The following is a 12,239-nucleotide window of genomic DNA, read 5'->3' as shown; positions in this document are numbered from 1 at the left end:
CACAATCGCCCGCGTGGACACGCTGACGCACCCCGCGAGCTCGCCCGCCCTGGCCGGCGCCGACTCGGCGGCCGATGCCGCCCGGCGTACGGCGCTCCGGCGGATGCGCGCCGTCGCCCTCTCGCTGCTGGTCTTCGCCGCTGTCGTGTACGCCGCGACGCTCGGCCGCGACGGTGTGCTCGGCTTCGTCAATGCCGGGGCCGAGGCGAGCATGGTCGGCGCGATGGCGGACTGGTTCGCCGTCACCGCGCTCTTCCGGCACCCACTCGGCCTGCCGATCCCGCACACGGCGCTGATCCCGAAGCGCAAGGACGAGCTCGGCCGCGGCCTCGAGGAGTTCGTGGGGGAGAACTTCCTCCAGGAGGCGATCATCCGTGACCGCGTCGCTTCGGCCGAGCTGAGCCGCCGGGTCGGCACGTGGGCGGTGGACCGGACCAACGCGCGCAAGGTCGTCGCCGAGACGATGGACGTCGCCGCGATCGCCCTGGGCAAGGTGCAGGACCACCACATCACCGACATCGTCGAGATGGCACTTGTTCCGCGGTTCCGGGAGGAGCCGATCTCGCCCATCCTCGGCACCTTCGTCACCGAGGCGGTGCGCGACGACCTGCACCACGGCCTGGTCGACCTCGCGCTCGAGGAGCTCCACGGCTGGCTGATCAACAACCCCGACACCTTCGCCGAGGTGCTGCTCGAACGCGCGCCGTGGTGGGCTCCCGATCGCCTCAACGAGCTGGTCACCGAGCGGCTCCACGTCGAGGCGATCCGGTGGCTCGGCGACATCCGCCAGGACCCGCGCCACCGCGCGCGCAAGGCACTCGACTCGATGCTGGCCCGCCTCGGCGATGACCTGCTGACCAACGAGTCGACCCAGCAGCGCGCCGAGGCGTTCAAGCTCCGCATGCTCGACCACCCGCAGTTCGCGACGACGACCATCTCGCTGTGGACCGCGTTCCGCAACGCGCTGGCCGGCGCCCTGCAGGACCCCGACGGTCCGCTCGCGCAGCGTCTCGAGGAGGAGGTCGTGGCGTTCGCGAAGCGGCTGCTCGCCGAGCCGGAGCTCCGCGCACGCCTCGACGGCTGGGCCGCGGACGCCGCCGTCTTCGCGGTCTCGCGCTACGGCTCCGAGCTCACGGCCGTCATCACCCACACCATCGAGAAGTGGGACGGCAAGGAGGCCTCTGACCGGATCGAGCTGCACGTCGGACGCGACCTCCAGTTCATCCGGATCAACGGCACGATCGTGGGCGGTCTGGTCGGCGTGATCATCCACGCACTGACCGTGCTCGTGCACTGAGCAGTCCGCGGCTGGGGGACAATGGACCCATGAGCAGCAACCTCCCCGAGCCTCAGAATGCTCAGCGGCCGCAGCAGCGCCGCCCGCGGCACCTGATGGATCCCAACGCCCTTCCCGTGCGCCAGTCGTCGTACGACGACGCGTCGGTGCGCCGCGTGCAGCGCTGGGTGATGACGGCCCTGATCGTGACCGTCGCGATGCTGCTGGCCGTCGGCTGGATCGCGATCGCGGGCACGATGGTCCACAAGACGCCCGGCAAGTGGGTCCTGCTCGGCAACGCCGCAGCGTTCGGCGTCGCCGGCGTCGCGGCGGCGCGGGTCATCCACGAGAAGTCGTGGCTCTCGCCCTGGCTGCTGCTCGGCTTCATCCCCTCCATCGCCGGCGCTGCGTGGGTGCTCGGATGAAGTTCGGACTGCGCCGCGGTGGCGCCGCCAAGGGGCCGGAGCCGGTCGATGTCGCGGTGCGCGAGGAGGTCATCCGGCTCGGCCAGTTCCTCAAGCTGGCCAACCTGATCGACACGGGCGCCGAGGCCAAGGAGGTCTGCCCAGCAGGCCTGGTGAAGGTCAACGGCGAGGTGGACACCCGCCGTGGCCGTCAACTGGTCGACGGCGATGTCGTCGAGCTGCGTGGTCAGGTGGCCCGCGTGGTCACCGGCGCCGACGACGTTCCGGACGACCTGCCCTGGTGATCTAGGGTTGTCGGCATGAGCCAGAAGCCTGACATCGAGTTCGTCGACCCCACGCAGACCTACACCGACCTCGTCATCACCGACCTCATCGAGGGTGACGGCGACGAGGCCGTCGCCGGCAAGAACGTCGCCGTCCACTACGTCGGTGTCGCGCTGTCGACCGGCGAGGAGTTCGACGCGTCGTACAACCGCGGTGCCGCATTCCAGTTCCCGCTCGGTGGCGGCCGCGTCATCGCTGGTTGGGACCAGGGCGTCCAGGGCATGAAGGTCGGCGGTCGCCGCCAGCTCGTCATCCCGCCGCACCTCGGCTACGGCAACCGCGACCTCGGCGTCATCAAGCCGAACGAGACCCTTATCTTCGTCGTCGACCTGCTCAAGGTCGGCTGACGACCTGACGGGCACCTGACTGCGTTGGCGTCGGTCGACGGCCCGCTCCGCTCAAAGGCCGCCTTCCCTCCGCCGCCTTGTCAGGCACTCCGTCAGGTCGTCAGCTTCGCTGACACCGCTGCAACAGCACGAGCGCCCGCTTCCCCTGGGGGAGGCGGGCGCTTCGTCGTTGTCGCAGGGATGTCAGGGGGCTGAGGCCAGGACCCCGTTGCACGCGGAGCCCGGACCGGACGCGGGCACGGTCAGGCCCGCGGCGGCCGAGGCGGCGCGGTGGCTGCCGAGGTTCCACTCCAGCCAGTCGCGCGGCTCGAGGACGTACGGCGGGTCGGCGTACGGATCGGCGAGGGCGCAGAGCCGCTCGTCACCGGAGAGCCGATCGACCAGCGTCGGCACCGCGTCGTCCGAGAGCCGCTGCAGATAGGTCCAGTCGACCTTGCCGGTCTGCTCGTACCGGTCGAGGTTGTGGCGCGCGATCCAGGCGTCAGGGTTCAGCAGCGCGAGACCGAGCAGCACGCTGGCGCCGGTGAGCAGGGCCGTCCGCGGCAGCCATGCAGCGCGCAGCCCGATGCCGGCCGCCATCACCGTGAGCACGAGGACGCCGAGCCATCCCTCGAAGACGTCGACCAGCAGGCGCAGGCGGCTGAAGCCGTAGGCATCCTGGTAGAGGTCCATCCGGTAGAGCGCCGACGCGACGACGACCAGGGTGGCCACGCAGAGCAGACCGAGTGAGCCACGCAGCCAGGTGCGGTCGGAGGCCGTCGCCACCGGGGCCTTGCGCGCCGCCGCCCAGACGACCAGCAGCGTGAGCACCGTGGCGAACGTGAGCTGCCCGAAGCCCTGGTGCACGTACTCGGCGTACGTCAGACCGGTGGTGCGCTGCAGGTAGTCGTGGCCGCCGAAGACGACGGTCGCCTGCGCGACGAGGAACGCGACGAAGACGGCGTCGACCAGCAGCACGGGGGCGAGCCACTCGAAGCGGTGCGCGACGGGCCGCGGGGTGGAAGAAGGACCCGCGATGTTCGGCGGGTTGAGCCCGAGGTACGTCGCCGCGAGGACAACGCCGCTCACGAAGAAGGCGAAGAAGACCCGCGGGATGACGGTGTCGAGACCGAGGTCCGGCACGAGCGCATCGGTCCACTCCGCGAAGACGGCATCGGCGCTGGCGAAGAGCACACCGAAGACCACGAGGCCGAGCACCGACCAGAGGACCGTGCGCGCGATGGCTGCGCCGTTGCCGACGCTGCCGAGCGCACCGAGGGTCCGCCCGAGCAGGGGCAGTCCACGGAGCCCCGCCAGCGGCCAGGAGATCCCCGCCAGGACGAACGCCGGCAGCGTGCGCCCGTGGGTGATGCCGGCGACGCAGAGCGCACCACCCGCGAGCAGGCACGGGACGATGATCCAGTCGGCATCACGCAGCATCGGGACGAGAGCGAGGGCCGCACACAGCGCCGCGCAGCCGAGCGTGAACGGCGTCCGGCGGTGCCGCGCGAAGGTGAGCACCGCGCCGCCAGCGGCCAGCAGGACGAGTGTCGTGCCGAGCCCGAAGTCGCGATCCGGGATGACCAGCGCGGCGAGGACTCCGACGGTGAGCGCGGCACCCAGTGCCTTGAGCTGGGGACCGAGCCCGTTCTCGGGCCAGAAGCGGCCGAAGAGGTCGTCGATCGTCGGGGACGGCGCCGCGACCGGGATCGGTGGTGCGGGGATGTTGGTCGGGCCTGTCGAGACCATCGTGACCTCCGGGGGTCGTGGGGAAAGGATGGGGCGCGGCGCGAGCGGCAGGTCGACGCGCACGAGCGCACCGGGGGTGCCGGCCGGGGGATCGACGAAGGCGATGGAGCCGCCGTGCAGGTCGGTCACCCACCGCGCGATGGCGAGGCCGAGGCCCGTGCCGCCACCGCCGCTGGTCGTGGGGTCGGTCAGGGTGCCGAAGCGTTCGAAGACGTGCTCGCGGTCGGCCGGTGCGATGCCGGGGCCGGCGTCCTGGACCTCGAGCCGCCACCCCTCGGCGACCGCGTACGCCGACACGGCGACGACCCCGCCCGCCGGGCTGTGCCGGACGGCGTTCTCGAGGAGGTTGGTGACGAGCTGGCGCAGGCGCTGCGGGTCTGCGGAGACGACCAGGTCGTCCGGTGAGGCCACGGTCATGGCGACCCCGCGCCCGGTGCTCGCGGTCGCTTCCTGGATCTCGGCGGCGACCTCGGTGAGCAGGGCCCCGACCGGCACCGGGGCGACCGTGAGCGGGGCCTTGCCGGCATCGACGCGGGCCAGGTCGAGCAGGTCGCCGGCGAGCGCCGAGAGGCGTTCGGCCTGGGCGAGGGCAGCCAGCAGGGCATCGGGCGTGGTGGGGACGACGCCGTCCGCGAGGTTCTCCAGCAGCGCGGTGAGGGCCGCGAGCGGCGTGCGCAGCTCGTGGCTGACGTTGGCGACCAGGTCGCGGCGCTGCCGGTCGACCGCGGCCAGGTCCGCGCTCATCCGGTTGAACGCCCGGGCGAGCTGGCCGACCTCGTCACTCGACGTGGCCGCCACCTGTACGGAGTAGTCGCCCGCCGTCATCCGGCGCGCTGCCTCGGTCATCTCGCGCAGCGGTGACGTCATGCCGACGGCCAGCAGCTGGGTCACGCCGAGAGCCAGCGCCAGCGTGACCGGCACACTGACCCAGGCCGCGACGCCCGCGTCGCGACCGAGCGAGACGACGAGGATCGCGACGAGCACGCTCGCCAGGATCAGCAGGCCGAGCTTCACCTTCACCGACCGGACGGCGTCGAGCATGCGGGGCACGGTGCTCATCGCGAGACCGCTTCGAGGGCGTAGCCGACGCCGTGCACGGTGCGCACACGCTCGGCGCCGATCTTGGCGCGCAGCGCCTTGACGTGGCTGTCGACGGTGCGGGTGCCGGAGGCGCCGGGCCAGCCCCACACGTCGGCGTAGAGCTTCTCGCGGGTGAGGACGGTGCCGGGCGCTGCCGCCAGGCAGACGAGCAGGTCGAACTCGGTGGGCGTCAGGTGCCGCTCCTCGTCGGTCACCCAGACCCGACGGGCGCCACCGTCGATCCGGAGGTCGCCGATCGTCGCAGCCTCCGCCGGCGCAGCGGCCAGGGCGGCAGCGCGCTCCACGCGGCGCAGCAGGACCGCGATGCGGGCCACCAGCTCACGCATGCGGAACGGCTTGGTCAGGTAGTCGTCGGCGCCGACCCCGAGGCCGACGAGCACGTCCTCCTCCGCGTCACGCGCCGTCAGCATCAGCACCGGCACGGGGCGCTGGGCCTGGATCCGGCGGCACACCTCGTGGCCGTCGAAGCCGGGCAGCATCACGTCGAGGACGACGAGCTCCGGCGCGTGCTCCTCGAACGCAGCCACGGCTCCCGGTCCGTCGTACGCGCGGACGACGTCGTAGCCCTCGGCGACCAGGCGATCGGTGACGGCCTGGTTGATCACCGGCTCGTCCTCGACGACGAGGACGCGGCGGGCCGTCAGCGGCAGGGGAGTGCTCGACATGTTCCGAGCGTAGGAGTCGGAAGGGTCGGGAGGTGCGCGCGACCTGTGAAGGAGTTGTGCAGGCTTGTGCCCGGGCTGTGACTGCTCAGGTCTGGTGCACGTAGTGGTCGAGCTGGTCGCGCTCGAACTGCAGCTGGTCGATCTTGTGCTTGACCAGGTCGCCGATGCTGACGATGCCGACGCACGCGGCTCCGTCACTCACCGGGATGTGCCGGAACCGGCCGTTGGTCATCACTTCGAGGACGTCGTCGAGGTCGTCGGTGGCGGCGCAGGTGCGCACGACGCTGGTCATGATCGCGGACACGACGTTGTTGATGACGGTGCCGTCGGTGTGCAGCCGACGCACCACGTCGCGCTCCGAGACGATGCCGGCGATCGTCGCGCCATCGGGGCTCACGACGACGGCGCCGATGTTGTGCGACGCGAGCAGCGCCAGCAGGTCACGGACGCCGGCATCCGGCGCGATGGTCACGACAGCCTGGTCTGGCTTGCCGCGGAGTACGTCGCTGATCTGCATCCGGTGCCTCCTCGCAGTGACCCCCGGATCCCCACGCTAGCCCTGCGGGCGGCGGCTGAACAGGGCGACGCTGCCGGGGGTGCGCTCGCTGTCGGGGTCGGTGTCGTCATCGACCGAGCCGAGGAACGCGAGCGCGGCGTCGTGCAGGTGGCCATTGGTGGCGACCGCGTTGCCACCCCACGGACCGTCCTGGCCGTCGAGGGAGGTGAACCGGCCACCGGCTTCGCGCACGATCACGTCGAGGGCCGCCATGTCGTAGAGCTCGAGCTCGGGCTCGGCCGCGATGTCGACGGCGCCCTCGGCGACCATCATGTAGCTCCAGAAGTCGCCGTACGCGCGGGTGCGCCACACGCGCCGCGAGAGCGACATGAAGTCCTCGAGCTGGCCGCGCTCCTCCCAGCCCGCGAGCGAGCTGTAGGAGAACGAGGCGTCCTCGAGTCGGCGTACGTCGGAGGTGTGGATCTGCGTCGCCTTCATCAGGTTGCGGCCCGTGTAGGCACCCTGGCCCTTGGCCGCCCACCAGCGACGCTGGAGCAGCGGTGCGGAGACGACGGACAGGACGATCTCACCATCCACCTCGAGGGCGATCAGCGTGGCCCAGACGGGGACGCCGCGGACGAAGTTCTTGGTGCCGTCGATCGGGTCGATGATCCACCGGCGCTGGCTGTGACCGCTGGAGCCCTGCTCCTCGCCGACGATGGCGTCGCGGCTGCGCGCGCGGGACAGGGTGCGGCGGATCGACTCCTCGACGGCCTGGTCGGCGTCGCTGACCGGGGTCAGGTCGGGCTTGCTCATGACGTGGAGGTCGAGCGCCTTGAACCGGTCCTGCGTGATCGAGTCGGCGTCATCGGCGAGCACGTGCGCGAGGCGCAGGTCGTCGGTGTAGTCGTCAGCCATGGCTACAGGTTATGGGGTCGTCGTCACAGGCCCGCGACGTGTGCCCGCCAGTCAGGCTTTTGTCAGGAAACGGCGGATACGGTGCATCACGTGACGATCTCCGGAATCCCGCTGCATCCCCTCGTCGTGCACGCCGCTGTCGTGTTCGCGCCGACCGCTGCCCTCGCCGCTCTGGCGTACGCCGTCGTGCCCGGTGGCCGAGCCTGGCTGCGTCATGCCGCTGCGCTGGTGGCCGTCGTCGCTGCTGCTTCCGTGCAGCTGGCCGCGATGACGGGCGATACTCTCGCCTCCACCCTCGGGGGCACGAACCCGCTGGTCCAGGACCACGAGGCGTGGGCCGGTCGCCTGCAGGCCGCGACCTGGGTGCTCGCCGGGATCGCCGTCGTCGCGTGGTGGGCGCTGCCGGTCCGCACCGTGCGTGCCGGGCAGGGCGGGGCGCTGCTGGGCAAGGCGGTCGTCGTGTTGCTGCCGCTGGCGGCGGTCGCGGTGCTCGCTCTTGTCGTGATGACGGGGCACTCGGGCGCGGAGGCGGTCTGGAAGGGCGTCGGGGCCTAGCAGGTCTGGCTCAGTAGTCGGTCGACTCGCGCGAGGCGAGGAGGCGGCGGAACGACTCGACGCGCTCGGCGTCGGCCTCACCCGCAGCGATCGCCTCGTCGAGCCCGCACTCGGGCTCGCCGGTGCCGTGCGTGCAGCCGCGCGGGCAGTCCTCGGTCATCTCGTCGAGGTCGGGGAACGCCTCGATCAGCATCGACGGCTCGACGTGCGCGAGACCGAACGACCGGATGCCCGGGGTGTCGATGATCCAGCCGGCTTGGTCGGGAAGCTCGAGCAGGTAGGCACTCGTCGAGGTGTGCCGGCCGCGGCCGGTCACCGCGTTGACGTGGCCGACCTCGCGGTGTGCCTCGGGCACCAGCGCGTTGACCAGCGTCGACTTGCCGACGCCGGAGTGGCCGACGAGCACGCTGGTGTGGCCCTCGAGGATCTCGCGGACCGCCGCGAGCTCGGCGCCTCGCTGGGTCACGACGTACGGCACCCCGAGGGAGCGGTACGTCGACAGCAGCGTCTCCGGGTCCCGCAGGTCGGCCTTGGTCAGGCAGAGCACCGGCTTCATGCCGCTCGCGTACGCAGCGACCAGCGCGCGGTCGATCAGCCGCGGCCGCGGCTCGGGGTCGGCGAGGGCGGTGACGACGACCAGCTGGTCGGCGTTCGCCACGATGATCCGCTCGACCGGGTCGTCGTCATCGGCCGTACGCCGCAGCGTGGTCTCGCGCTTGTGCACCTCGACGATGCGGGCCATCGTGCCGTCGTCGCCCGAGACGTCGCCGACGATGCGGACGCGGTCGCCGACCACGACGCCCTTGCGGCCCAGGGGCCGGGCCTTCATCGCGTAGATCAGGCGTCCGTCGTGCAGCAGCGTGAACCGGCCGCGGTCCACCGTCACGACCAGCGCGTCGACCGCGTCGTCGTACGTCGGACGGTCCTTGGTGCGTGGCTTGGTACGACGTCGCGGGCGCTCGTAGTGCTCGTGATCGTGCTCGGTGTACCGCTGCCGTCCGCTCATCGCGCGCCCGTCAAAGGAGCCCGGACCAGAAGTCCGCGAAGTCGGGGAAGGTCTTGGACGTGGTGCCGACGTTCTCGACGAGGACGCCGTCGACCGCGGCGCCGATGATCACGCCGGCATGGGCCATGCGGTGGTCGGCGTAGGTGTGGAAGACGCCGGCGCGCAGGGGAGCGGGGCGGATCTCGAGCCCGTCCTGCAGCTCGGTGACGTCGGCGCCGAGGGCGTTGAGCTCCGTGGCGAGCGCGGTGAGGCGGTCGGTCTCGTGCCCGCGGATGTGCTCGATGCCGGTCAGGCGCGACGGCGTGACGGCGAGTGCACAGAGCGCGGCGATCGCGGGTGCGAGCTCGCCGACGTCGTGGAGGTCGAGGTCGACTCCCTGCAGCTCGGCCGGCCCCTGGACCGTGAGGCCCGCGGCGTCGAGGGAGACGGTGCAGCCCATGTCGGCCAGGATCTGCCGGAGCGCATCGCCGGCCTGCGTGGTGCGGAGCGGCCAGTCGCGGACGGTCACCGATCCACCCGAGACCGCGGCCAGGGCCAGGAAGGGTGCGGCGTTGGAGAGGTCGGGCTCGATCGCAAGGTCCACGGGCGCGACGCGACCCGGGGCCACGGTCCAGCGGTCGGCTTCGGAGTCGTCGACCGCGACGCCCTGCGAGCGGAGCATCTCGACGGTCATCTCGATGTGGGGGAGCGACGGCACGGGTGCGCCGACGTGGCGCACGTCGACGCCGTTGTCGTAGCGCGCGCCAGCGAGCAGCAGGGCGCTGATGAACTGCGACGACTTCGACGCGTCGACCGTGACCTGGCCGCCCGCCACCGCGCCGGTGCCGCGGACGGTGAACGGCAGCCGGTCGCCCTCGGAGATGTCGATGCCGAGGGCGCGGAGCGCAGCGAGGATCTCGCCGACGGGCCGGTTACGCATGTGCTCGTCACCGTCGAACGCGATCGCACCGGTGGACAGCGCAGCCACCGGCGGGACGAAGCGCATCACGGTGCCGGCCAGTCCGCAGTCGACGGCCGCGTCGCGGTCGAAGGCGCCGGGCGTCACGGTCCAGTCGTCACCGGAGGTGTCGACAGCAGCGCCGATCGCGGTCAGCGCGGCAGCCATCAGCAGGGTGTCGCGCGACCGCAGGGCCCGGCGTACGACGGAGGGGCCGTCCGCGATCGCGGCGAGCAGCAGTGCACGGTTGGTGAGCGACTTCGATCCGGGGAGCGAGACCGTCACGTCGACGGGTGCGAGTGCGCGCGGTGCAGGCCAGGGATCGAGGATCGTCACGGGCAGAAGGGTATCGACCCGGGAGCGGGTCACTGCGGCCAGTCGTTGTTGGACGGGTTGCTGTCCTCCGCCGCGTAACCGGCCGTGGTCGGGTCGCCGTCGACCTCGATGTGGAACGTCGGCTCACCGCTCAGTGGTCCCTTGTGCACATCGAAGTCGTAGCTGCCGTTGCTGATCCCGCTGCACTGGTAGAGCCCGCCGGGGAAGTTGATGTCCGTGCACCCGGCGGGAATCGCGTCGAAGGTGCCGGCGATGCTCACGGTGAGGGTGCCGGTGAATCCGGTCGGCAGGCCGGCCACGACGGCGGTCCACTTGCCGGAGTTGCCGTGCTCGTCGGCGGTGACCGACACGTCGTACGGCGTCGGCGGCGGAGGCGGTGCCGGCTGCAGGTGGATCGTCGTGGAGTTGTCACTCGGGTCCGGGTCGTGGATGCCGCTGGACGGGACCAGCGTGATGACCAGGTCGTGCGCGACGTCGTCGGTGACGGTCGCGGTCAGGACGAGGTGGGGCTGCGCCTGCGTCAGCGTGCAGTCAGCCACCGAGCAGGACACGTCCACGCCAGGCGTGGAGGTCGACGTGGTCGCGGCGAGGTACTGCCGGGACGCCAGGCGTGGGCTCGCCGCCGTTGTCGGCTCGCTCCAGGTGACGGCCACGGACTCGCCGGCCGGGATCCCGGACACCGTGATGTCCACCGTCGAGGTCCCCGACGCGTCCGGAGCGCTGACCGTGGGCGACGTCGTGAACGTGACGTTGGTCGGCGTGGGCGTCGGTGTCGGTGTCGGTGTCGGCGTGGGGGTCGGGGTCGGCGTGGGAGTCGGCGTGGGAGTCGGTGTCGGCGTGGGCGTCGGCGTTGCCGTGGGAGTCGGAGCGGTCGTCGACGGGGTACTGCGCGGCGTGCTCGAGGCGGGCGTCGAGCTGGGCGGCGTCGCGGACGGAGCATCCGTGGACGCGGGCGGCTGCGCGGACGACGTGGCAACCGGCGGCTTGGCGTCGGCCTGCGGCGGGGCGGGCTTGTCGCCACCGGACTGCAACGCGAAGACCGTCGCTGCAGCGACCACGCCGGCCGCGACGACACCCGCGGCGGCGGCCGTTGCCGGGCCGTTGGAGCTGATCCCGTCCTTGACCCGGTCGAAGAGGAGGACGACGGCGCCCTTGGTCGCTGCACCGGCCGTCGCGAGGTACGCCGCACCCGCACTGCCCAGGAGCAGCGGTGCGAGGAGGGCAGCCAGGTTGTTGTTGACCTCGCTGAGCTCGAGGTAGATCGCCATGCACTTGCGGCACTCGTCGATGTGCTTCTCGACCTTGCCGGCGTCACGGTTGCTGATGCCCTTGCGGATGTAGCCGCCGAGGTGCTGGTGCGTCCACGCGCAGGCGTCGTCGTCGACATCGAGGGCGTGCGAGTTGAGGAACGCCTGGCGCAGGCCCTCGCGGGCCCGATAGGCGAGGGCGGAGACCGAGTTGGGCGTCATGCCGAGCAGTGCGGCGACCTCGGCCGGCTTCTGCCCCTCGACCTCGGTGTGCCACAGGACCGCCTGCCAGCGCTCCGGAAGCGAGGCGAACGCCTTGGCCGCCGCGGCGCTCTCGAAGCCCTCGACAGCCGTGTCGCGGAACGGGACGCCCGGGTCGAACGCCTCCATGTCGTCCGTCGAGTGCAGCCGCGAGTTTGCCCGGATCTTGTCGACGTGGAGGCGGCGGATCGCCGTCAGGAGGTACGCGCGAAAGGCGACGTCGGGACCGCCGCCGCCCTGGAGCACGCGGAGCACCTTCGCGAACGCATCGGAGACCAGGTCGTCGGCATCCGCGGCGCCGACCAGCTGGCGCGCGAGCCGTCGTGCCGCCTCGACGTGGCGCTCGAAGAGCGGACCGTACGCGGCAAGGTCGCCGCCACGGACGGCCGAGATCAGCTCGGCATCGCCCGTTTCCTGCAGCGTCAAGGTGTCGGTCACGTGTACTCAACGATCGAAGTGCGGATGTATGACGCCACCAATCCTATGTGGCGGGAGCCCTCCGCGGGATTTTCTCGAAATTGGTTTCCGAAACCGCGTCATGAAGGGCCGAACACCCCGTTTCACCGGTGTTCGAGGCCCGCATGACGGGGGCGGGCCTCGCATGACTTCAGTGGAGC

General features: G+C 71.5%; 12 protein-coding genes. 5 read left to right on the top strand and 7 right to left on the bottom strand.

The genetic code is table 11. The features are described 5' to 3' along the window. The first annotated feature begins 13 nt into the window (after window positions 1-13). From EPD65_RS01055 to EPD65_RS01040, 4 genes are read left to right on the top strand one after another with little or no spacing between them, the layout of a single operon-like run. The gene (locus EPD65_RS01055; RefSeq protein ID WP_243640369.1) at window positions 14-1,297 is read left to right on the top strand and encodes a DUF445 domain-containing protein; all 1,284 of its coding nucleotides are present in this window, start codon (window positions 14-16) and stop codon (window positions 1,295-1,297) included. A 29-nt stretch (window positions 1,298-1,326) separates the two neighbouring features. Then, a complete protein-coding gene (locus tag EPD65_RS01050; protein WP_131581066.1) occupies window positions 1,327-1,701 on the top strand; it encodes a hypothetical protein in 375 nt (124 codons plus the stop codon). Continuing rightward, window positions 1,698-1,985 carry an RNA-binding S4 domain-containing protein gene (locus EPD65_RS01045; protein ID WP_131581065.1) on the top strand — a complete coding sequence of 96 codons (288 nt, stop codon included), beginning with the start codon at window positions 1,698-1,700 and terminating at the stop codon, window positions 1,983-1,985. The genes EPD65_RS01050 and EPD65_RS01045 overlap by 4 nt, the downstream gene beginning before the upstream one ends. Before the next feature lie 15 nt (window positions 1,986-2,000). Beyond that, window positions 2,001-2,372, top strand: a complete 372-nt coding sequence (locus EPD65_RS01040; RefSeq protein ID WP_131581064.1) for an FKBP-type peptidyl-prolyl cis-trans isomerase — start codon at window positions 2,001-2,003, stop codon at window positions 2,370-2,372. 183 nt (window positions 2,373-2,555) lie between these two features. Here EPD65_RS01040 and EPD65_RS01035 read toward each other — a convergent pair whose 3' ends face one another. The 4 genes from EPD65_RS01035 to hisN all read right to left on the bottom strand — a co-directional run bounded on the left by EPD65_RS01035 (window position 2,556) and on the right by hisN (window position 7,280). Beyond that, window positions 2,556-5,159 (bottom strand): DUF4153 domain-containing protein, encoded by a 2,604-nt coding sequence (locus EPD65_RS01035; protein WP_131581063.1) that lies wholly within the window; start codon window positions 5,157-5,159, stop codon window positions 2,556-2,558. Next, complete coding sequence (locus EPD65_RS01030) at window positions 5,156-5,866, bottom strand: response regulator transcription factor (RefSeq protein ID WP_131581062.1); 711 nt, start codon at window positions 5,864-5,866, stop codon at window positions 5,156-5,158. Before EPD65_RS01030 ends, EPD65_RS01035 begins: the two co-directional genes overlap by 4 nt. Before the next feature lie 85 nt (window positions 5,867-5,951). Further along, entirely contained in the window at window positions 5,952-6,383 is a 432-nt protein-coding gene (locus EPD65_RS01025; RefSeq protein WP_131581061.1) for a CBS domain-containing protein, read from the bottom strand. 36 nt (window positions 6,384-6,419) lie between these two features. Further along, window positions 6,420-7,280, bottom strand: coding sequence for a histidinol-phosphatase (hisN, locus tag EPD65_RS01020; protein WP_131581060.1), 861 nt, complete (start codon window positions 7,278-7,280; stop codon window positions 6,420-6,422). 90 nt (window positions 7,281-7,370) lie between these two features. Here hisN and EPD65_RS01015 point away from each other — a divergent pair, with 90 nt between their 5' ends. Beyond that, window positions 7,371-7,835, top strand: a complete 465-nt coding sequence (locus EPD65_RS01015) for a DUF2231 domain-containing protein (protein WP_131581059.1) — start codon at window positions 7,371-7,373, stop codon at window positions 7,833-7,835. 10 nt (window positions 7,836-7,845) lie between these two features. On the opposite strand, the gene rsgA is transcribed toward EPD65_RS01015, so the two are convergent. From rsgA to EPD65_RS01000, 3 genes are read right to left on the bottom strand one after another with little or no spacing between them, the layout of a single operon-like run. Beyond that, a complete protein-coding gene (rsgA, locus tag EPD65_RS01010; protein ID WP_131581058.1) occupies window positions 7,846-8,841 on the bottom strand; it encodes a ribosome small subunit-dependent GTPase A in 996 nt (331 codons plus the stop codon). Between the two features lie 10 nt (window positions 8,842-8,851). Then, the gene (gene aroA / locus EPD65_RS01005) at window positions 8,852-10,114 is read right to left on the bottom strand and encodes a 3-phosphoshikimate 1-carboxyvinyltransferase (RefSeq protein WP_207891362.1); all 1,263 of its coding nucleotides are present in this window, start codon (window positions 10,112-10,114) and stop codon (window positions 8,852-8,854) included. A gap of 29 nt (window positions 10,115-10,143) precedes the next feature. Further along, window positions 10,144-12,060 (bottom strand): sigma-70 family RNA polymerase sigma factor, encoded by a 1,917-nt coding sequence (locus EPD65_RS01000; protein ID WP_131581057.1) that lies wholly within the window; start codon window positions 12,058-12,060, stop codon window positions 10,144-10,146. Between the last annotated feature and the right edge of the window lie 179 nt (window positions 12,061-12,239).

Origin of the sequence: Nocardioides jejuensis (assembly GCF_004337475.1) — a bacterium.
GTDB lineage: Bacteria > Actinomycetota > Actinomycetes > Propionibacteriales > Nocardioidaceae > Nocardioides > Nocardioides jejuensis.
Note: the sequence above shows the minus strand (reverse complement) of the source record. Positions and strands in the feature narration are given on the sequence as shown.